This window comes from Streptomyces sp. NPDC087428, assembly GCF_044744085.1.
Lineage (GTDB): Bacteria > Actinomycetota > Actinomycetes > Streptomycetales > Streptomycetaceae > Streptomyces.
Map to the genome: position 1 here is coordinate 72,659 of NZ_JBIUXR010000012.1, position 21,664 is coordinate 94,322.

General features: G+C 72.5%; 12 protein-coding genes. 9 read left to right on the forward strand and 3 right to left on the reverse strand.

Annotated features, from left to right (window positions below):
• Window positions 1-58 precede the first annotated feature (58 nt).
• Window positions 59-1,321, reverse strand: a complete 1,263-nt coding sequence (locus ACIO3R_RS25565; RefSeq protein ID WP_363022115.1) for a nucleotide sugar dehydrogenase — start codon at window positions 1,319-1,321, stop codon at window positions 59-61.
• A gap of 249 nt (window positions 1,322-1,570) precedes the next feature.
• On the opposite strand from ACIO3R_RS25565, the gene ACIO3R_RS25570 reads away from it, so the two are divergent.
• The gene (locus ACIO3R_RS25570) at window positions 1,571-3,277 is read left to right on the forward strand and encodes a glycerol-3-phosphate dehydrogenase/oxidase (protein WP_385038342.1); all 1,707 of its coding nucleotides are present in this window, start codon (window positions 1,571-1,573) and stop codon (window positions 3,275-3,277) included.
• 128 nt (window positions 3,278-3,405) lie between these two features.
• On the opposite strand, the gene ACIO3R_RS25575 is transcribed toward ACIO3R_RS25570, so the two are convergent.
• A complete protein-coding gene (locus ACIO3R_RS25575) occupies window positions 3,406-4,473 on the reverse strand; it encodes a serine hydrolase domain-containing protein (protein WP_402108979.1) in 1,068 nt (355 codons plus the stop codon).
• Between the two features lie 120 nt (window positions 4,474-4,593).
• On the opposite strand from ACIO3R_RS25575, the gene ACIO3R_RS25580 reads away from it, so the two are divergent.
• The 7 genes from ACIO3R_RS25580 (at window position 4,594) to ACIO3R_RS25610 (ending at window position 18,847) form a co-directional block, all read left to right on the forward strand.
• A complete protein-coding gene (locus ACIO3R_RS25580) occupies window positions 4,594-6,546 on the forward strand; it encodes a serine/threonine-protein kinase (RefSeq protein WP_402108982.1) in 1,953 nt (650 codons plus the stop codon).
• A 179-nt stretch (window positions 6,547-6,725) separates the two neighbouring features.
• Entirely contained in the window at window positions 6,726-9,596 is a 2,871-nt protein-coding gene (locus ACIO3R_RS25585) for a protein kinase (protein ID WP_402108984.1), read from the forward strand.
• 130 nt (window positions 9,597-9,726) lie between these two features.
• Entirely contained in the window at window positions 9,727-11,385 is a 1,659-nt protein-coding gene (locus ACIO3R_RS25590) for a serine/threonine-protein kinase (protein WP_402108986.1), read from the forward strand.
• A 113-nt stretch (window positions 11,386-11,498) separates the two neighbouring features.
• Window positions 11,499-13,115, forward strand: a complete 1,617-nt coding sequence (locus ACIO3R_RS25595) for a serine/threonine-protein kinase (protein WP_385038360.1) — start codon at window positions 11,499-11,501, stop codon at window positions 13,113-13,115.
• 152 nt (window positions 13,116-13,267) lie between these two features.
• A complete protein-coding gene (locus tag ACIO3R_RS25600) occupies window positions 13,268-14,896 on the forward strand; it encodes a succinic semialdehyde dehydrogenase (protein WP_402108989.1) in 1,629 nt (542 codons plus the stop codon).
• 46 nt (window positions 14,897-14,942) lie between these two features.
• Window positions 14,943-16,811: a GMC family oxidoreductase N-terminal domain-containing protein gene (locus tag ACIO3R_RS25605; RefSeq protein ID WP_402108991.1), complete on the forward strand. Its 1,869-nt coding sequence runs from the start codon at window positions 14,943-14,945 to the stop codon at window positions 16,809-16,811.
• Between the two features lie 290 nt (window positions 16,812-17,101).
• Window positions 17,102-18,847: a peptidase gene (locus tag ACIO3R_RS25610; protein WP_402108994.1), complete on the forward strand. Its 1,746-nt coding sequence runs from the start codon at window positions 17,102-17,104 to the stop codon at window positions 18,845-18,847.
• Window positions 18,848-19,159: 312 nt separating this feature from the next.
• Here ACIO3R_RS25610 and ACIO3R_RS25615 read toward each other — a convergent pair whose 3' ends face one another.
• Window positions 19,160-19,507, reverse strand: coding sequence for a chorismate mutase (locus ACIO3R_RS25615; RefSeq protein WP_402108996.1), 348 nt, complete (start codon window positions 19,505-19,507; stop codon window positions 19,160-19,162).
• A gap of 374 nt (window positions 19,508-19,881) precedes the next feature.
• Between ACIO3R_RS25615 and guaA the strand changes: the two genes are divergently transcribed.
• On the forward strand, window positions 19,882-21,468 hold the full coding sequence (guaA, locus tag ACIO3R_RS25620; protein WP_363022132.1) for a glutamine-hydrolyzing GMP synthase: 1,587 nt from the start codon (window positions 19,882-19,884) through the stop codon (window positions 21,466-21,468).
• Window positions 21,469-21,664 lie beyond the last annotated feature (196 nt).

The window sequence follows — 21,664 nt, forward strand, 5'->3', positions numbered from 1 at the left end:
CCGCAGGCTAGCAGCCGGGTCGGACATCGGCCCAGAAGATTCCTTGGGGGGACTGCGATCAGAGCCGGTGAGCGGCTCCGGCGGGCGTCGCGCCCCGGGTGTCGAGGAGTAGTTGCGCCTTCACGGCGAGGCCCTGGAGGTCGTACGTGCGGTGGTGCTGGAGCAGCACCGTGAGGTCGGCGCTGGAGGCCGCTTCGTACAGCGAATCGGCGCGGGGGACCGGGAGTTCACGTACGCGCCAGTCCAGGACGTGCGGGTCGTGGTAGCCGATCTGGGCCCCCATGTCCATCAGCCTGGTGGCGATCTCGCGGGCGGGGGAGGCCTCCTGGTCGGCGAGGTCCGGCTTGTAGGTGACGCCGAGCAGCAGCACCCGGGCGCCGCGCACGGACTTTCCGTGCTCGTTGAGGAGGGTGGCGCAGCGCTGGATCACGTACTGCGGCATCCGGTCGTTGATCTCCTGGGCGAGCGAGACCATCCGCAGCGGGTGGCCTGGGGTACGGCTGCTGTAGGGGAGGTAGCCCGGGTCGACCGGCGCTCCGTGGCCGCCGACGCCGGGGCCGGGGCGGAAGGGCTGGAAACCGAAGGGCTTGGTCTCGGCGCACCTGATGACGTCCCACAGGTCGACGCCGAGGTCGTGGCAGAGCACGGCCATCTCGTTGACCAGGGCGATGTTGACGTGCCGGAAGTTGGTCTCCAGGACCTTCGTCATCTCGGCCTCGCGCGTGCCGCGGGCCCGTACGACCTTGTCGGTGAGCCGGCCGTAGAAGGCCGCGGCCGATTCGGTGCAGGCGGGGGTGAGGCCGCCGATGACCTTGGGGGTGTTGGCGTAGACGTGGGTGCGGTTGCCGGGGTCGAGCCGGGTCGGGGAGTAGGCGAGGTGGAAGTCGCGTCCGCCGCGCAGCCCCGAGCCGTTTTCGAGGAGGGGGAGCAGGAAGTTCTCTGTGGTGCCGGGCGGCACGGCCGATTCCAGCAGCACCGTGGTGTGCGGTCGCAGCCGGGCGGCCAGGGCGCGGGCCGCGTCGCCGACGGCGCCGAGGTCCAGGGTGCGGTCGGGGCCGAGCGGGGTGGGCGCGCAGATCACGGCGGTGCGGACCCGGCCCAGCTCGGCCTCGTTGGTGGTGGGGCGGAAGCCCCCGGAGAGCATGCGGCGGACGTCGGACGCGGTGAGCGGACCCTCGACGGGGGTGCGGCCCGCCGAGAGCTCCGCGAAGGCGCGGGGGTCGGTGTCGTAGCCGACGGTCTGGATGCCGGCTGCGACGGCGGCTTGGGCGAGGGGCAGGCCGAGGTGACCGAGTCCGATGACGGCGAGGTCTGCAGGCACGTGGGTGGCCGTCCTTCCCTAAGACCATGAGGGCAGAAAGTGCAACTGCTGGGGACAGCGCAATGTCAGACTAGGCGTAAATATGACCTATATGTCGCATTGTGCTGTCCTGGTTGTCCGGGTGTTGTCCACAGGCGGTGGCTGAAGTCGCGGAGCCCGGACAGAATCGAGGGGTGGGCACGGGCGCCCGACCCCACGGTCGGACCGCACCCCCGTGCCCGGACCACCCCGATCTACCGGGAGGCAGCAGTGAGGACAGCGACACTGGGACCCGCGGAGCGCGGCGAGGCGCTCGCAGCGATGGCCGAGCGCGAACTGGACGTGCTGGTCGTGGGGGCGGGCGTGGTCGGCGCCGGGACGGCGCTCGACGCGGTCACGAGAGGGCTCACGACCGGTCTGGTCGAGGCGCGCGACTGGGCGTCCGGCACGTCGAGCCGGTCGAGCAAGCTGATCCACGGCGGGCTGCGCTATCTGGAGATGCTCGACTTCGCGCTCGTCCGGGAGGCGCTGAAGGAGCGCGGGCTGCTGCTGGAGCGGCTGGCCCCGCACCTGGTGAAGCCGGTGCCGTTCCTCTATCCGTTGCAGCACAAGGGCTGGGAGCGGCTGTACGCGGGCTCGGGCGTCGCGCTGTACGACGCGATGTCGGTGTCGTCCGGGCACGGCCGCGGGCTGCCCGTGCACCGCCACCTCTCCCGCCGCCAGGCCCTGCGGGTCGCGCCCGCGCTGAAGCGGGACGCCCTGGTGGGGGCCCTTCAGTACTACGACGCCCAGATGGACGACGCCCGCTATGTGGCGACGCTGGTGCGGACCGCCGCCGGGTACGGCGCGCACGTGGCGAACCGGGCCCGGGTGGCCGGGTTCCTCCGGGAGGGCGAGCGGGTCGTCGGCGTCCGCGTGGAGGACGTCGAGGCGGGCGGTGAGTACGAGGTCAGGGCCAAACAGGTGGTCAACGCCACCGGCGTCTGGACGGATGACACCCAGGCGCTGATCGGCGAGCGCGGCCAGTTCCACGTCCGGGCGTCCAAGGGCATCCACCTGGTCGTCCCGAAGGACCGCATCCACTCCTCCACCGGCCTGATCCTGCGCACCGAGAAGTCCGTGCTCTTCGTCATCCCGTGGGGGCGGCACTGGATCGTCGGCACGACGGACACCGACTGGGATCTGGACAAGGCGCATCCGGCCGCGTCCAGCGCGGATATCGACTATCTGCTGGAACACGTCAATTCGGTGCTGGCCACCCCGCTGACCAGGGACGACGTCCAGGGTGTCTATGCGGGGCTACGGCCGCTGCTGGCCGGCGAGTCGGACGCGACGAGCAAGCTCTCGCGCGAGCACACCGTGGCGCATCCGCTGCCCGGCCTCGTCGTCGTCGCGGGCGGGAAGTACACCACGTACCGGGTGATGGCCAAGGACGCCGTCGACGAGGCGGTGCACGGCCTCGACCAGCGGGTGGCCGAATGCGTCACCGAGGACATCCCGCTGCTGGGCGCCGAGGGCTACCGCGCCCTGTGGAACGCGCGGGCCAGGATCGCCGCCCGGACCGGACTGCACGTCGCCCGGGTGGAGCATCTGCTGAACCGGTACGGCTCCATGACGGAGGAGATCCTGGAGCTGATCGTCGCCGATCCGGTGATGGGTGAACCGCTGCCGTCCGCCGACGACTACCTGAAGGCCGAGATCGTCTACGCCGCCTCGCACGAGGGGGCCCGCCACCTCGACGACGTGCTGACCCGGCGGACCCGGATCTCCATCGAGACCTTCGACCGGGGCACGCGCTCCGCGCAGCTCTGCGCGGAACTGATGGCTCCGGTGCTCGGCTGGGACAAGAGCCAGATCGGGCGGGAGGTCGCGCACTACGAGAAGCGGGTGGAGGCGGAGCGCGAGTCGCAGCGCCAGCCCGACGACCTGACGGCGGACGCGGCACGGCTCGGGGCGCCGGACATCGTGCCCATTTAGGGGCGGCACGGCGCCTTGGGCCGGCGCGGCGCCTTGGGAGCGGCGCCTTGGACCGGCGCGGCGCCTTGGGAGCGGTGCCTTGGACCGGCGCGGTGCCGGTCCAAGGCCTGTGCCGCGCGGGCCTTGGCTCAGGCCGGGCAGAACTCCGCTTCCAGGAGCGCGGGTTCGACGGTGTCCGCGCGGTCCAGGATGTCCGTGTCGATGCGGTACGTCAGGATGTGGCCGCCGTCGCGGCTTGCGGCGGTACGGACGTAACTGCCCGGGATGCGTCCGTTGTGGCCCCAGACGGTGACCCCGCAGGAGAGCCGCTCCGGGTAGATCCCCAGGCCGTAGTTCCCCTGCGCCGCGGTGGTGTTCAGCAGCGCGGCGAGCTGGGCGGGTGGGAGCAGCCGTCCGCCCAGCAGGGCCGCGTAGAAGCGGTTCAGGTCGTCGAGCGTGGAGATCAGCTCACCGGCGGCGCCCGCGGTGCGCGGGTCGAGCTCGGTGGCGTCGATCAGGTCGCCGCCCGCCGGATCGCGGGACCAGCCGCGGCCGTGCGGCGCGGGCAGGGTGGTGCGGGCCCCGGGCAGGGAGGTGCCGGTGAGACGGAGGGGCACGATGATGCGGCGTTGGATCTCGGTGGCGTAGCCGTGGCCGGTGACGCGTCGGACGACCAGTCCCAGCGCGGCGTAATCGGTATTGGAGTAGGAGAACACGCCGGGGCGGGCCGCGGGGCGATGGCGCGTCGCCGTACGGATCGCGGCGGCGGCGGAGAGCGGGTGCGCGGACCTGTCGTCGGTGTAGTCGTACAGCCCGCTGGTGTGGCTGAGCAGGGCGCGCAGGGTGATGCGCCGGCCGTCGTTCCCGTGACCGCGGATCAGTCCGGGCAGGAAGCGTTCGACCGGGTCCGACAGCCGCAGTCGTCCCTCATGGGCGAGTTGGAGGACGACGGTGGCGACGAAGGTCTTGGTGACGCTGCCCGCACGGAAACGGTCCGCGTACCGGATGCCGGGACCCGTCGACCGGTAGGTGCCGGGGCGGGCGGCGGAGGAAGTGCGGGTCAGGAGTGCCGCGGTGGGGGCTTCGCCCTGGACGGCGAGGCGTGGCAGGTAGGAGGCTGCGGGAGTGAGGTGTGGTTCGCTGGGCAGGTTCGCAGTTCCGAGGCCGAACAGCGCCGTCACCAACAGGGTGACGAACGGTGCCCTCGGAATCGGCATGGCGGGGGAGTCCTTTCCTCCGGCCACATCATGGCGGACCCGGGCCCCGGCACCAGGACCGGTCCCGGGGTAGGGGACAATGAACGCTCTGCCAGGGCGGGTTGATCGCAGAGGGGACGCATGTCGGAGGCGGAGCAGGCACGGGAGCCCCAACGGGACAAGGACGGACGTCTCCTTGCGGGGCGGTACCGGCTCGGGGAGGTGCTCGGCCGGGGCGGTATGGGCACGGTCCACCGCGCCGTCGACGAGACGCTGGGCCGCACGGTCGCGGTCAAGGAACTGCGGTTCCCGACAGCCATCGACGACGACGAGAAGCGCCGTCTCATCACGCGTACGCTGCGCGAGGCGAAGGCGATCGCCAGGATTCGCAACAACGGCGCGGTCACGGTCTACGACGTGGTCGACGAGGACGACCGGCCGTGGATCGTCATGGAACTCATCGAGGGCAAGTCGCTGGCCGAGGCGGTGCGCGAGGACGGTGTCCTGACGCCGAGACGGGCGGCCGAAGTAGGTCTGGCCATTCTCGACGTGCTGCGCTCCGCACACCGCGAGGGCATCCTGCACCGTGACGTGAAGCCGTCCAACGTGCTGATCGCGGAGGACGGCCGGGTCGTGCTGACCGACTTCGGGATCGCCCAGGTCGAGGGCGACCCCTCCGTCACCTCCACGGGCATGCTCGTCGGCGCTCCCTCGTACATCTCGCCGGAGCGGGCCCGCGGGCACAAGCCGGGACCGCCGGCCGACCTGTGGTCGCTCGGCGGACTGCTGTACGCGAGCGTCGAGGGCTGCCCGCCGTACGACAAGGGCTCCGCGATCGCCACCCTGACCGCGGTGATGACCGAGCCGCTCGACCCGCCGAAGAACGCGGGCCCGCTGGAAGAGGTCATCTACGGCCTGCTCGCCCGGGACCCCGAGCAGCGGCTCGACGACGCCGGTGCGCGCGCCCTGCTCAACGACGTGATCAACGCCCCCGAGCAGGAGGACGTCCCGGTACCGCCGCCGGCCGACGCCACCCAGGTGATGGCGCTGCCCAAGGCGCCCGCCCCCGCCAAGCCGGCGTCGAAGCCCGGCGAGGCGGGCGAGGGCGCCCGCGACCGGCTGCGGGGCGCACTGCGCTCCGCACGGAACGCGAAGGCGGCGCCCGTCGCCGCCGCGACACCGTCCGCACCGGCCCGGCCCGCCACGGCCCCCGCCACGGCCGCGGCCTCCGCCTCCGGGGCGGTACCTCCGCCGCGTCCGGCCACCTCTGCGAGCGCCCCGCCCCGGGCGTCCCTCACGGACGTGGTGCCGCGCCGCACCCTGGCGGTCATCGCGGCCGTCATCGTGCTCGCCGTGCTCGGCACGGTCCTCGCGCTCACGCTGGGCGGGGACGACAAGGGCTCCGACAACGCGGGCAAGGGCAAGGGCGACACCTCCGCCTCGGCCGGCCCGTCGGCGGGCGGCGGCTCCGCCGGTACCGCCGGTACGGAGCAGGGCGGCAGCGGCAAGGACCAGGGCAAGGGCCAGGACGACAACGACGGCCAGGACCAGGACAAGGGCAAGGACGGCTCCGGCAAGGACGACTCCGGCAAGGGGTCGGACGGCTCCGACGACGACGCGGACGGCAAGGACGCGCTGCCCGCCGGGTACAAGTGGGTCACCGACAAACGGTTCCACTTCACCATGGCGATGCCCGAGGGCTTCCAGCGCAACTCGATCGCGGGCAGCAACTCCGGCGGCATCTACAACATCGACAAGGGCTTCCCGCGCGTCCAGATCGACTACAACAGCTCGCCCGGCGATGACGCGGCCTCCGCCTGGAACTCGCTGAAGGGCGCGGTTGCCGGCAGCAGCAGCGGGTACAAGCACCTCGGTATCGAGCCGGTCGAGTACAACGGGTACCCGACCGTCGCCGACTGGCAGTTCGAGCGCGACGAGCACGGCCAGCGCAGCCGCGTCCTGAACCGCGGCTTCAAGGTCGACGCCAAGCGCGGCTACTCGATCATGATCAGCTGCAAGGTGGACGAGTGGGACGACAAGGCGTGCAAGACGCTGCGCGAGACGGCGTTCGGCACGTTCAAACCGCTCGACTGAGTGCCGCCGGCGGACCGGGTTGCGGCGTCCGTCCGCGCGGCCGCCGGTTGCCACGTATTGTGAGAGCTCGAAGACCGTACGCAGCCGGAACAGTAAGTCAATTGCACGTTAAGTGACCGCAATTGGTGGGTTTCGTGCGGTCTACGTGACCGGGGGACAGCGCGCTCTGGGGAGGCGTCGTGGACGACTACGCGGGTCGGGTACTTGCCGACCGCTACCGCCTTCCGCTGCCCCCGTCCGATGCCTACGAACTGGTCGAGACCCGGGCGTTCGACACCTACAGCGGACAGGAAGTCCTGGTCCGGCAGGTGCCGCTGCCGGAGGTCGTGGACGCGGAGGTGCTCGACGCCGACGGTCTGCCCACGCCGGCCAGGCGCACCAGCGCGCGCACGGTGCGGCGGTCCACCGATCCGGCGGTCCGGCGCGCCATCGAGGCCGCCCAGGCGGCGGCCCAGGTGCCCGACCACCCGCGGCTCGACCAGGTCTTCGACGTGTTCGCCGAGGCGGGATCGCTCTGGATAGTGAGTGAACTGGTCGCGGCACGCCCGCTGGCGGCCCTGCTCGCGGAGCGCCCGCTCAATCCGTACCGGGCCGCGGAGATCGGCTCCGACGTCCTGACGGCGCTGCGCGTCCTGCACGCCCACGGCTGGACCCACCGCAACATCACCGTGCGCACCGTGCTCATCTGCGACGACGGACGCGTCGTGCTGACCGGCCTCGCGGCCGGGGCGGCCGAGGAGGCCCTCTGCGGGTACGTGCCGGTGCCGCGCCCCGACGACGCCGAGGACGACGGGGAGTACGGCCGCCCCGCGGTGGAGTCGGGCCCCACCGGCCCGTACGTGCCGCCGATGGCCGAGAAGGGGTCCGACGACCCGTACGCGCTGCCGATGGCCGGCTACGAGTCAGGTGCCGACTCCGGGTCCGACGGCCCGTACGCGCTGCCGATGGCCGACTCGGACTCGGACTCCGACTCGGACTCCGGCTCCGCGTACGACGACGACTACGAGACCGGGCCGCCCGCGCCCGACCCGTACCTGCCGCCCGACCCGCACGCGCTCTTCCGGCCGCCCGCGCAGTCGCCGCCCGCCGGGATGCCCGCTTCGCGCGGCCCCGCGGCGATCGAGTCCGCGTCGTCCGCGGGCGGTTCCGAGAGCCCGTACGGCGCCGGTGAGCTGGAATCCGTACGCCGTCCGACGCCGCCCGTGCCCGCCCCCGGGTCCGGCAGCGCCGCCCAGGCACGGGCCGCGCGCGCGGGCGCCATCGCCGCGTACCGCGCGGGTGCCCGCGCCGCCGCGCGCATCAGCGAGGAGGAGCGCCGGGCCGGTACGGACGAGGCGCGGGACACCGGCGTCCTGCCGGTCCAGCGCGAAGGCGACGGCCCCGCCGGCCCGCGGCGGCCCGGCGCTCCGAGCCCTTATGCGCCCGACCACGACGGCGACGACCCGTACGACGACGAGGACATCGACGACGACCGGGGCGGTGACAGCGACGGCGGTGGCCAGGCGCCGCCGCGGCGGCTGCACCTGACCGGTTCCTGGGACGACGGCCACGGCTCCGGGCGCCCGGTCTCCGCCGGCGGCTCCAGCGAGGACGCCCTGCGGGCCGACTCCCGGCGCCAGGGCACCACCCCGGCCGCACGGGCGCAGCCGCCCGCGGAGACCGCCCCCGGCCGCTGGGACGAGATCGTCGCCGGGAACCGCGACACCTCCGCCTACCGGGGCCCCGCCACCACTCTCGCCGCCGAGCGCGCACGGCAGGCCCGGATCGCCGTCGTCGGCGCCGTCACCGAGCGCTGGGCGCCCGAGCAGGCCGGGCCGGTCCACGAGAACTGGCGGCTGGCACCGCCCATCGGCCCCTCCACCGACCTCTGGGCGCTGGGCGCGCTGCTCTACCGCGCCGTCCAGGGCCACGCCCCGTACCCCGAGGAGAACGCCGCCGAGCTCGTCCAGATGGTCTGCGGTGAGCCGCCCGCCTTCGCCGAGGAGTGCGGCGCGCTGCGGCCCGTCGTCGAGTCGCTGCTGCGGCAGGACCCCACGGAGCGCCCGGACTTCGAGGAGCTGCGCGGCTGGCTGCGCTCCCTCGTGCGGGCGGCGCCCGAGCCCGAGGCCGGATTCGACGTCGTGCCGCTGCCGTCCGCGGACGACACCCGGCTGCCCGTCGTGCGCCGCCGGGGCGAGCTCGTCCGCAAGCGCCGCGGCCGCCGCAACGGCCCCGCGCACGGCCGCCACCGCCAGGCCAAGGGGCGGCTGGAGACGGCGGAACCGGTCCTCGCGGAACCGCGCGAGCCCAGAGCCGTCAAACCGCCGCGTGAGCCCAAGGGCCCCAAGGCGCTGCGCACCCCGCCCCGCCCGCCGCAGGACGGACAGCGCGCGCCGCGGCGGCTCGGCCGGCTGCTGCTCGTCCTGATACTGCTGGTGCTGGTCGCGGCGATCGTGTACGCCGTGATGTTCATGCCCAAGTCCGGTTCGCAGTCCGGCGCGGGCGCCAGCCCGTCCCGTACGGCGACCGGAGCGCCCGATCCCGGCCCCAGTGAGCCCGCGCCGTCCGGGTCGGGCGGTGCGCAGAAGCCGCAGACCAGCCGGTCCGCCGTCGCACTCGCGTCCGGCTACGTCCTGCGCAAGGACGAAGAGGGCTTCGAGGTCGGGATGCCCAAGGGATGGCAGCGCAGCCCCGCCACCACGGACCGCCAGATCCGCTACGGCAGCGACGGCTTCACCCTGCTGGTCGTTCCCGGCCGTGACACCGTCAAGAAGAACGGCGCCGACCCGCTCGCCTACCAGCGCGACAAGGAACCCGAGTTGAAGCCGTTCCGGGACTCCAGCTGGTCGTCCGCGAGCGGGCTGCGCCGGATCGACGTCGGCCGACAGGCCATGGCGGAGGGTCAGTTCACCTGGCAGGACAGCTCCGGACGCGAGGTGTACGTACGCAACCTCGCGATGGTCGTCGCGGGCCGCTACCACATCCTTCAGGTCATCGGTCCGGAGGACGAGCGCGACAAGGTTTCGGACATCTACCAACAAGCCATCGCTTCCTACCGTGTGACGCCCTGATACGTGCGGGGACCCCAGAGCGACGGGCCGGCGCGACAAGCATCACAGTGCGATCTCGTGGGCGGTGCGAGGTTCCGTGGCCGCACCTCCTCTCCGTAACCTGTCATCCGAAGGAACGGGGCGGGTACACGTGGATCGATCACAGAACACGGACGCGGGACTGGTGCTGGCCGGGCGATACCGGCTCGGCGAGGTCCTCGGGCGCGGCGGCATGGGCAAGGTCTGGCGGGCGCACGACGAGGTGCTGCACCGCACCGTCGCCGTCAAGGAGCTGACGGCCGGGCTGTACGTCGCGGAGGCGGACCGGGTGGTGCTGCACGCCCGCACCCAGAAGGAGGCCCGCGCGGCCGCCCGCATCACGCACCCCGGTGTGGTCACCGTCCACGACGTCATCGAGTACGACAACCGGCCGTGGATCGTCATGCAGTACGTCGACGGACCGTCACTCGCCGACGCGGTGAAGGAATCCGGCGAGCTGGTGCCGCGCGAGGCCGCCAGGATCGGCCTCCACGTGCTGGGCGCCCTGCGCGCCGCGCACGGTGCCGGGGTGCTGCACCGCGACGTGAAGCCGGGCAACGTCCTGCTCGCCCGGGACGGCCGGGTGCTGCTCACCGACTTCGGGATAGCCGCGATAGAGGGCGACTCGACCATCACCAGGACCGGTGAACTGGTCGGCTCCATCGACTACCTGGCTCCCGAGCGGGTGCGCGGGGGCGACCCGGGACCCGCGTCCGACCTGTGGTCGCTGGGCGCCACGCTGTACACCGCGGTCGAGGGCCGTTCGCCGTTCCGCCGCACCTCCCCGATATCCACCATGCAGGCGGTCGTCGCCGAGGACCCGCCGACGCCCGTACGGTCCGGGGCACTCGCCCCCGTCATCACCGCGCTGCTCCGCAAGGACCCGGCGGACCGGCCGTCGGCCGAGGAGACGGAACGGATGCTGCTGGAGGCCATGGAGGGGCGCGAGCCCCGGGCGGCCCAGGCGTACGTCCCGACGCAGCAGATGCCGGAGGAGGTCCTGCGCGCGATGGGCCCCGGCGGTACGTCCGGCGGTACGGCCCAGCTGCCCCACCCCGTCGCCCCGGCTCCCGGTCCCGGGTCCGCCCCGGTGGCCCGGCGCAGCCGCAGCCGGTGGCGCACGGCGATGCTGGTCGTCGCCCTGGCGGCGCTGCTCGGCGGCGGCGCGGGGATCGCCGCGATGAAGTACCGCGACCGCCCGGACGGCAACACCGCGAGCGGCGACACCGGAACCCCGGGCGACCGGTCGCCGGACCCGACCCCGCACAAGTCCTCGCCGAAGCCCTCCCCGAAGCCCGATCCGACGGCGAAGGGCGTACCGGACGGCTGGCAGCGGGTCCAGGACCCGGCCGGGTTCAGCGTCGTCGTGCCGGACGGCTGGAAGCGCCGGCCGGCCGAGACGTACACCGACTACACCCCGGACGGCGGCGTGCACTACCTCCGCGTCAGCGTCGACGAGAAACCCGACTTCGAGAACTCGTTCCAGCACATGAAGAACCTGGAGACGAGCCTGCGGACGCGGCTCCCGGCCTACCGGAACGTGAACATGGAGAGCAACTTCTACCGGGACCACCCCGGCTCGCTGTGGGAGTTCACCTGGACCGAGAAGGCCGGGGAGCCCCGGCACGCCATCGACCAGATGTATTACGCGGACGAGGGCGGCCCGGAGTACGCGCTGTACATGACGGGCCCGGCGGCGGACTGGGACACCACCCGCGACCGGTTCGACACCATGCTGCGCGGCTGGCGCGCCCCGGGGGACTCCGACTGAACCGCGGAACCGCCCGCAATTGCGCAGCACCGTCCACGAGTGGACTGTCACGGCTCTGTCATCGCTCAACTGGCCTGGTGGTCAGCTGACTTGTCCTCCGACAGGATGGACGTATGACGGACGACGGGGGACAGAAGGACGAGCCCACCAGCTACGCGCTCCGGCCGCCGCACGTGCCGGCGCCCTCGCCAGGGCCGCCCACCGAGCGGGACGCACCGGCCCGAGTCCCGGAGCAGGGTGCGGGCCGTCTCCTCGGCGGCCGGTACCGGCTCGTAGGACGGCTCGGTGACGGCGGGATGGGCACGGTCTGGCGCGCCCACGACGAGGTCGTCGAGCGGGATGTCGCGGTCAAGGAGCCCCGGCTCCCAGAGCATCTGGGCGCGCGCGAGCGCGAGGTGGCCCACCTCCGGATGCAGCGCGAGGCGCGGGCGGCGGCCCGGATCGACCACCCCTCGGTCGTCACCGTCCACGACGTGGTCGTCGAGGACGCCAAGCCGTGGATCGTGATGGAGCTGGTGCGCGGGCAGTCGCTGGCCGAACTGCTCCAGGAGGGCACGCTCGACCCGCGCGAGGCGTCGAGGATCGGGCTCGCCGTCCTGGGCGCGCTGATCGCCGCCCACGGCGCGGGCGTGCTGCACCGTGACGTCAAACCGGCCAACGTGCTGCTGGGACGCGGGGACCGAGTCGTCCTCACCGACTTCGGCATCGCGCAGGTGGAGGGCGAGGAGGCGCTCACCGAGACCGGCGCGTTCGTCGGCTCGCCGGAGTACATCGCGCCGGAACGGGTGCTGGGGCAGCGTCCCGGGCCCGAATCCGACCTCTGGTCGCTGGGGGTGGTGCTGTATGCCTCGGTGGAGGGCGTCTCCCCGTACCGCCGCTCGCACACCCCGGCCACGCTCCAGGCCGTCCTGTCCGCCGAGCCGCAGATGCCGGCCCGCGGTGCGGGCGCCTTCGGCATGCTCGTGATGCAGCTGCTGCGCAAGGACCCCGGGGCGCGGCCCGCGGCGGCCGAGGTCCGCCAGACACTGGAGTCCGTCGCCTCGGCGCCGTCCGCTCCGGCCGCCGCGACCCGGCTGCCGGGAGGCGGCCGCGGCGGGGCCGGGGACCGCTGGCTGCCTCCGGTGCTGCACGGCAACCGGCGGGCCCAGTACGGCTTCGGCGGGGGCCTGCTGGCTCTTGTCCTCGCGCTCGTTCTGATCTTCGTCAACCCGTTCACCGGCGGTGAGCTGCCGGATGGCTGGCAGGTCAGACCGGAGCGAGAGGTGCTCCAGGCGGATGTGACCGTGCCGCAGGAGTACAAGCGACGGCAGGCGGACGGCGGGGCGGTCTGGTTCACCGACCCCGGAGGCGTGACCAGCATCGACTTCTGGCACCGGGCGGCCACCCCCGGCGACGCCAACGACCCGGGGCCCGACGCCGCCGTCCGCCAGGAGTTCTACGAGAAGGGCGGCTCGGACTCCACGCAGATGAAGGAGGTGTCCGTCACCCACCGGAAGATCACGCACCAGGGGCGTGAGGGCTTCGAGATGACCGTCGAATACGCGGAGTACTCCAACGACTCCCTCGACCTGCCCCGCCGTCGCTACCAGGAGCTGTGGATTCCGGGGGAGCGGAAGGGCGGTCCCTACTGGCTGATCCGGGTCGAGACGCCCGCCGAGGGGCAGACCGCCAGGGACGGCGAGAAGATTTTCGACCAGGTGGTCGAGGGCCTGAAGATTCAGTTCTCCTGACCAGTGGCCTGGGAGATAGCCCCTGATCAGCGCTTACGCCGCCAGTGGTCACTGGCTCGATCGGCGCGTACCGGGACGGGCTGTTGTGGGGAGTGTGAAAAGCCGTTACCCACGGGTACCCAAAGCATCCGGCTGGACGTACTCTCGCCCTCATGACGGACTCGCAGGCCTCCACGCCCACCTCCGCCGCCGGTGTCGGCACCAACCCGGTGGCGGCAGCGCCCGCGGGCGTGCGCACGGCCGCCGATGTCGTGACCCCCGAGGTGATCGCCCAGCTGACCCGCGGCGTCGTCGGCTCCGGCCGTACCGCCAACCACACCCCCTTCACCGGGGAGAAGCTGGCCGACCTGCCCGAGTCGACTCCCGAGGACGTGGCGGCCGCCTTCGAGCGGGCCCGTGCCGCCCAGCCGGTCTGGGCCGCGACGCCCGTCCGGGCCAGGGCAGCCGTGCTGCTGCGCTTCCACGACCTCGTGCTCAGCCGCCAGTCCGAGGTTCTCGACCTCATCCAGCTGGAGACCGGCAAGGCCCGTCTGCACGCCCACGAGGAGGTGCAGGCGGTCGCCGTCGCGGCCCGGCACTACGGCCGCAAGGCCGGTTCGTATCTGCGGCCGAAGCGGCACACCGGAGTCGTACCGACCCTCACCAAGGTCACCGAGCTGCGCCAGCCGCGCGGTGTCATCGGCCAGATCGCGCCGTGGAACTACCCCCTGGAGCTGTCCGTCGGTGACGCGCTGCCCGCGTTCGTCTCCGGGAACGCCGTGGTGATGAAGCCCGACACGGAGACCGCGTTGACCGCGCTGTGGGCCCGTGACCTGCTGATCGAGGCCGGGCTGCCCGCCGAGGTGTTCCAGGTCGTCCTCGGTGACGGACCCGTGGTCGGCCCCGAGGTCGTCAAGCACGCCGACTACGTCTCGTTCACCGGCTCCACCCGCACCGGCCGCGAGGTCGCCCAGGGGGCCGCGGCCCGGCTCGTCGGGGTCTCGCTGGAGCTCGGCGGCAAGAACGCCATGCTGGTCCTGAAGGACGCCGACGTGGAGAAGGCCGCCGCGGGCGCCGTGCGGGCCTGCTTCTCCTCCGCCGGCCAGCTCTGCATCTCCATCGAGCGGCTGTACGTCCACGAGTCGGTCGCCGACGACTTCGTGGCGCGGTTCGCCGCCCGCACGAAGGCCATGCGGCTCGGCAACTCCCTGGCCTACGGGGCCGACATGGGCTCACTGGTCGGTGAACGACAGCTGGAGACGGTCAGCCGGCATGTCACGGAGGCCGTCGAGAAGGGCGCCACGCTCGTCGCGGGCGGTGTCGCCCGCCCCGACATCGGCCCGCTCTTCTACGAGCCGACCATCCTGGACGGCGTCGAGGCGCCGATGGCCGTCTGCACCGAGGAGACCTTCGGCCCGGTCGTCTCCCTCTACCGCTTCAGCGACGAGGACGAGGTCATCGGCCTCGCCAACGCCACCCCGTACGGTCTCAACTCCAGTGTCTGGACCAAGGACGGCAGGCGCGGCCACCAGGTCGCCGCCCGGCTGCGGACCGGCACCGTCAACATCAACGAGGGCTACGCCCCCGCGTACGGCAGCGTGCAGTCCCCGATGGGCGGCATGAAGCAGTCCGGACTCGGCCGCCGGCACGGCTCCGAGGGCATCCTCAAGTACACCGAGGCCCAGACGGTCGCCCAGCAGCGGCTGATCCCGCTCGCCCCGTCCTTCGGGATGGACGACGAGAAGTACGCGGCGTTCATGAGCCGCAGCCTGAAGGCGATGAAGGCGTTCCGCCTGCGCTGACCTGTCCGCCCGCAGCATTTCTGTCCTTTTCGTACCGAGGAGTGCCATGTCCCAGGACAGCCCTGCCCAGAATCAGGCCGGACCGGCCGGTGCGGCCGAGGACGACGCCGCCTACGACTACGACGTACTGGTCGTCGGTTCGGGCTTCGGCGGCGCGGTGTCGGCTCTGCGGCTGAGCGAGAAGGGGTACCGGGTCGGCGTCCTGGAGGCCGGCCGCCGGTTCACCCCCGGCACGCTGCCCAAGAACTCCTGGGACCTGAAGAACTACCTCTGGGCCCCCGCCCTCGGCCTCTTCGGCATCCAGCGGGTGCATCTGCTCGGCAAGGTGATGGTGCTGGCCGGCGCGGGGGTCGGCGGCGGCTCGCTGAACTACGCCAACACGCTGTACGTGCCCCCGGCGCCGTTCTTCGAGGACCGCCAGTGGGCGCACATCACCGACTGGCAGGACGAGCTGAAGCCGTACTACGACCAGGCCACCCGGATGCTCGGGGTGCGGCTCAACCCGACCACGACCCCCTCGGACGTCCACCTCAGGGCGGCCGCCGAGGCCATGGGCGTCGGCGACACCTTCCACCTCGCCCCGGTCGGCGTGTTCTTCGGCGACGGCAAGGACGCCGACGGCACGGCGAGGGCGAAGCCCGGCGGCACGGTCGCCGACCCGTACTTCGGCGGTGCGGGCCCCGCCCGCAAGGCCTGCACGGAGTGCGGCGAGTGCATGACGGGCTGCCGGCACGGCGCGAAGAACACCCTCAACGAGAACTACCTCCACCTCGCGGAGAAGGCCGGAGCGGTCATCCACCCGATGACCTCCGTCGTCGCGGTCACGGACGACCCGGAGGGCGGTTACCGCGTCACCACCGTCCCCACCGACCGCCGCAGGAAGGGCAGGCCGACGCGGCTGCGCGCCCGCCAGGTGGTCGTCGCGGCGGGCACGTACGGCACCCAGACCCTGCTGCACACGATGAAGGACCGGGGGCTGCTGCCCCGTATCTCGTCCCGGCTCGGCGAGCTGACCCGGACCAACTCCGAAGGGCTCGTGGGCGCGCAGACCTCCGACCGGCGGTACCGCAGGAAGCACGGCCGCAAGGCCGACTTCACCAGGGGCGTCGCCATCACCTCGTCGATCCACCCCGACGAGAACACCCACATCGAACCGGTCCGCTACGGCAAGGGATCCAACGCGATGGGCGGGATGACCATCCTCCAGGTCCCCTTCAGCACCCACCGGGTACTGGGCTGGCTCGGCAACATGGCCAAGCACCCGACGCTCGCCGTGCGCTCGCTCTCCAACCGGCGCTGGTCGGAGCGGACCATCATCGGGCTCGTCATGCAGTCGCTGGACAACTCCCTGACCGCGTACCGCAAGCCCGGCGGCATCGGGAAGGGCCTGCTCACCGCCCGTCAGGGGCACGGCGCGCCCAACCCGACCCAGATAGCGGAGGCGACCCGGAGCGCGACCCTGCTCGCCGACGAGATCAACGGTTTCGCGGGCTCCAACATAGGCGAGCTGATGGGCACCCCGCTCACCGCGCACTTCCTCGGCGGCTGCCCGATCGGCGCGAGCGCCGAGGACGGGGTGATCGACGCGTACCACCGGCTGTACGGCCACCCCGGCATATCGGTGGTCGACGGTTCTGCGGTCTCCGCCAACCTCGGAGTCAACCCGTCGCTGACGATCACCGCGCAGGCCGAACGCGCCATGTCCTTCTGGCCGAACAAGGGCGAGCGGGACCCCCGCCCGGCGGCGGGCGAGGCGTACGAGCGGCTGGCGGCGGTCGAGCCGCAGGCGCCGGCCGTGCCGAAGGAGGCGTTCGGCGCGCTGAGGCTGCCGTTCCTGGGGATGCCCGCGGTGCCGCCGAAGAAGGCCGGGCAGGCCGCGGAGAGCGGGGAAGCCGGAAGGGCCGGGCAGGCCTGACCCGGAGCGGGACAGCAGAAGGGGCTGCACCCCCCTCCGAGTGCAGCCCCTCATGCTCTACCGGTGAAGCCGCGTTACGGATGTGACCGGTGGTTCCGCATGCATGACCTGCAAGGTGTCCCGATGGTTGTCCCGGGATTCACAGAATTCTTATGTGACGCCGCTCACGTGTGCGTCCGTGCTCAATCCGTGACCTGCGCCCGCGCAACTGTTCGTACGGGCCCGGGGTCGAACTCGTACCGCTGCCACAGCAGCCGCACAGTCCCCCCGACCCCCCAGAAGGTCCCGCGATGAGAAGCACGACCCCGAGAGCGGCGCTGCGCCGCGCCGCAGGTGGATTCGCCGCCGCCGGTCTGATGGCCGCAGGATCTCTCACCCTGACCGCTCCGGCGCAGGCCGCCGTCCCCGCGTTCACGCTCGGCGGGCCGGCCGAGACCGCGCTGCACCCGTACCCGGCGACGGGCGCTCCGCAGAAGGCGTCCCTCGACTTCACGGTCAACAACCCGTCAGAGGACGAGGAGAACGGGGCCTTCCAGGGCGAGTACACCGTCCGCTTCGACCTCAGCGGGATCGAGGGCGTCGCGGATGTGTCCTTCGGCGACGAAGGCGGTGCCGACTGCACCACCACCGGGACGCGTGCCGTCTGCCACGACTGGGGCATCTTCCCGGGGCTGAGCACGCTCGCCGAGCTCGACGTCACCGCGGCCCAGGGCAGCGAGGACGGCGACACGGGCACCATCGAGGTCACCGCGGAGGCGGACGGGGCCACGTTCACCTCGTTCACCGCCCTGGTCGGCGTCGGCGGCCCCGACCTCTCGATGGAGCGGCTGCCCTTCACGACGGAGCTGGAGCCCGGCGACACCCAGCCGGTGCCCGTCACCTTCACGAACAACGGCACGCGCGCGGCCGACGGCGTGCTGCTCACCCTGCGGTACACCCGCGGCATGGAGTTCACCGAGCGCTACCAGAACTGCGAGTACAGCGAGTCCGACCTGGGCATGGGCAGTCCCGGTGCCTGGACCACCGCCCTGTGCTCCTTCGACGGCAGCTACGAGCCCGGCGTCGCCTACACGCTCGCCGAGCCGCCCGCCATCAGGGCCACCGAGCGCGCGTTCTACGACTCGTTCCTCTACCGGGTCGAGGAGAACGGCTCCGCCGCCCGCGCCGCGCAGCGGGCCGGTGCGGAGTACAGCCCCGGCAAGGGCGCCACGCTGGCCCTGCGCAAGGCCCCGGCGGCCCTGACGGCCGACCTCGACCCGAGCGACAACCAGCAGGACGTCGACTTCCGTACCGCCAACAGCGCCGACTTCGCGGCCTACGGTGACCGGGCGGAGGGCGACGCGGGCGACTCGGTCGAGGTGAACGTCGGATTCCGCAACCGGGGACCGGCGTGGATCGGGTACATCCGCTCCGGCGAGGACGTCGCCACCGTCGACGTCACCGTCCCCGAGGGCGCCTCGGTCGTCACCAAGCCCGGCACCTGCCGCGGTGTGACGGCCGACGGGGAGTACCGCGAGGACCAGACCGCGGCCCCGCGCTACTTCTGTTCCACCCCGATGTCCGTCCGTGAGGACGCCGACTTCGCCCTGCCCTTCGAGCTGAAGATCGTCAAGAGGGTCGAGGGTGCGTCCGGCAAGGTCGTGGTCCGCAACACCCACCTCGCGGAGCCGAAGCTGCCCTTCGACCCCGAGCCCGCCAACAACACGGCCTCGCTGGTGCTCAACGCCGGGGACTCCGGCTCGGGCGACTCCGGAGCCACCACCGGCGACGGTGACGCGGCATCCGGCGGATCTGCGGCCACCGGCGGTTCCGCCGGGGGAGCGGGCGACTCCGGCGGCAGCGCGTCGGGGGGCTCCGGCGGCACGACCGGCTCGTCCGCGACCGGCTCGTCCTCGACGGGCACCACCGGCGGTGACTCCGGCGGCGGCCTCGCCGCGACCGGCTCCGTCGCCCTGACGATCGGCGTCGCGGCCCTGGCCGCCCTGGCCGCGGGCGGTGTCCTCCACACGGTGTCCCGCCGTCGCGCGGCCCGCTGAGCGAGGCCGGACAGCAGAGAACGGCCGGCCCCGGGCGTCCCCGGAGCCGGCCGTTCGGGTGACCGGGCTGCTGTCCCCTGCCGACCGGTCACGCACGCCGGTGCGCGGTCCCACGGCGTACACGGAGCACGCCACACGCCCCGGCGGAGCCACGCGTGGTTTTCTTGCCACAGCCGCCCCTGGCTGGCACGGACACCGGGACCAACGAAGCCGCGCCGGGCCCGGTCACGCGCCGTACGGGTGAGAGCCGGCCCGAACTGGGATACGCCCCTACAGCCCTGTGGCGAGACGGGCCGTCCGGCCTGCGGCACCTCACACGCGGCCGCGGCACAGCTCCAGCAGCGTCATCGCGAGGGAGGTGCCGGGCTTGCCGAGCGCGTCCCGGTACTGGCCGAGGATCTCCATCTCCCGGGAGAGGTTCACCCGGCGGCCCCCGGAGGTGATCCGGGCCTCCTGGATGACCGAGGAGACGGCCATCCGTTCCTGGACGAGACCGATGATCCGGTCGTCGAGGGCGTCGATGCGCGACCGGGCGTCGCCGATCAGGGACGCGGCCTCCTCGGTGTGCGCGCCGGTCTCCTCGGCGGCGGTGCGGGCGGCGGTGGTGCGGACTGCGGCGGTGCGGGCGGTGGCGGTCCGGTCGGTCGCGGTGCTGCTCATGGTGGGTCTCCCGGTGGGGTGCGGCTCCCCGCGGGCCGACCGGGCCCGGAACGCCAGAACGCCCCGGGCCTGTCGGCCCGGGGCGCCTGGAACGTTGCTTGTCAGTTGCTCAAGCAGCACGACCATGGCAGCCGGCGGGCCGGTTGCCATAGGTAAAGACGAAGATCGTGTGCTGACGCATGGGACACAGTATGGACCGGGCGGCGGACGGGAGCCAACGCCCGGCCCGGATGCTGAGACGGTCGTACACCTGTGCCCCCGGGCGGTGCGAGGGCGCCGGGCCCCGCACCCCGTACCCGGCGCGACGAGGAGCGCCCCCGGCCGCCGGTAGAATCGGGAGGACCGACCCCCCTCCACCGCCGGAAGGCCGCCCCGTGCCAGCAGCACCCCCCGCCGCCCCCGACACCACCACCGACGTGGTCCTCGTTGTCGACTTCGGCGCGCAGTACGCCCAGCTCATCGCCCGCCGCGTCCGTGAGGCCCGGGTCTACAGCGAGATCGTGCCGTCCACGATGCCGGTGGCCGAGATGCTGGCCAAGAACCCCCGGGCGATCATCCTGTCCGGCGGACCGTCCTCCGTGTACGCAGAGGGCGCGCCCTCGCTCGACCGTGCGCTGTTCGAGGCCGGGGTCCCCGTCTTCGGCATGTGCTACGGCTTCCAGCTGATGGCCACCACCCTCGGCGGCACCGTCGACGACAACGGTGCCCGTGAGTACGGCCGTACCGCGCTCGCCGTCTCCAAGACCGGCTCGACCCTCTTCGAGGGCACCCCGGCCGAGCAGTCGGTGTGGATGTCGCACGGCGACGCCTGCTCCGCCGCCCCCGAGGGCTTCACCGTCACCGCGTCCACCGACGTCGTGCCGGTCGCCGCCTTCGAGAACGACGAGAAGAAGCTCTACGGCGTCCAGTACCACCCGGAGGTCCTGCACTCCACGCACGGCCAGCAGGTGCTGGAGCACTTCCTGTACCGCGGCGCCGGCATCGAGCCGAACTGGACGACCACCAACGTCGTCGAGGAGCAGATCGCCCTCATCCGCGAGCAGGTCGGCACCAAGCGCGCCATCTGCGGCCTCTCCGGCGGGGTCGACTCCGCGGTCGCCGCGGCCCTCGTGCAGAAGGCCATCGGCTCCCAGCTCACCTGCGTCTACGTCGACCACGGTCTGATGCGCAAGGGCGAGACGGAGCAGGTCGAGAAGGACTTCGTGGCCGCGACCGGCGCGAAGCTGAAGGTGGTCGACGCGGAGAAGCGCTTCCTCGACGCCCTGGCCGGCGTGTCCGACCCGGAGCAGAAGCGGAAGATCATCGGCCGCGAGTTCATCCGCGTCTTCGAGCAGGCCCAGCTGGAGATCCTCCAGGAGGACGGCCCCGAGGTCGCCTTCCTCGTGCAGGGCACCCTCTACCCGGACGTCGTCGAGTCCGGCGGCGGCACCGGCACCGCCAACATCAAGTCCCACCACAACGTGGGCGGGCTCCCCGACGACATCGAGTTCCAGCTCGTCGAGCCGCTGCGCCAGCTGTTCAAGGACGAGGTCCGGATGGTCGGCCAGGAGCTCGGCCTGCCGGAGGAGATCGTCCAGCGCCAGCCCTTCCCCGGCCCCGGACTCGGCATCCGCATCGTCGGCGAGGTCACCAAGGAGCGGCTCGACCTGCTGCGCGACGCCGACGCCATCGCCCGCGAGGAGCTGACCGCGGCCGGCCTGGACCGCGACATCTGGCAGTGCCCGGTGGTCCTGCTCGCGGACGTCCGCAGCGTCGGCGTCCAGGGCGACGGCCGCACCTACGGCCACCCGATCGTGCTGCGCCCGGTCTCCTCCGAGGACGCCATGACGGCGGACTGGTCGCGACTGCCGTACGAGACGCTCGCCAAGATCTCCACCCGCATCACCAACGAGGTCGCGGACGTCAACCGCGTGGTCCTCGACGTGACGAGCAAGCCGCCGGGCACCATCGAGTGGGAGTAATCCCCCTCCCGGTTCCCGCGGCGATGCCGCCGTCCGTTTCCCACGGGCGGCGGCATCGCCGCGTTTCCGCCCCGAATCGATGCACCGTGCCTCTGGTCACCTGCGGCAACCGGCGGTAACTTCCGATCCCGTACCACTGATCTCCTGCGCCCGATCCCGTACGACTGGTCCCACACGCCCGGGAGCCCCAGAGGAG

What these genes read in the sequence shown, in the direction of transcription:
- ACIO3R_RS25575 (WP_402108979.1), bottom strand. Translation starts at nt 4,473, where the DNA reads ATGCCGATTCCGAGGGCACCGTTCGTCACCCTGTTGGTGACGGCGCTG.
- ACIO3R_RS25580 (WP_402108982.1), top strand. Translation starts at nt 4,594, where the DNA reads ATGTCGGAGGCGGAGCAGGCACGGGAGCCCCAACGGGACAAGGACGGA.
- ACIO3R_RS25595 (WP_385038360.1), top strand. Translation starts at nt 11,499, where the DNA reads ATGACGGACGACGGGGGACAGAAGGACGAGCCCACCAGCTACGCGCTC.
- ACIO3R_RS25600 (WP_402108989.1), top strand. Translation starts at nt 13,268, where the DNA reads ATGACGGACTCGCAGGCCTCCACGCCCACCTCCGCCGCCGGTGTCGGC.
- ACIO3R_RS25605 (WP_402108991.1), top strand. Translation starts at nt 14,943, where the DNA reads ATGTCCCAGGACAGCCCTGCCCAGAATCAGGCCGGACCGGCCGGTGCG.
- ACIO3R_RS25610 (WP_402108994.1), top strand. Translation starts at nt 17,102, where the DNA reads ATGAGAAGCACGACCCCGAGAGCGGCGCTGCGCCGCGCCGCAGGTGGA.
- ACIO3R_RS25615 (WP_402108996.1), bottom strand. Translation starts at nt 19,507, where the DNA reads ATGAGCAGCACCGCGACCGACCGGACCGCCACCGCCCGCACCGCCGCA.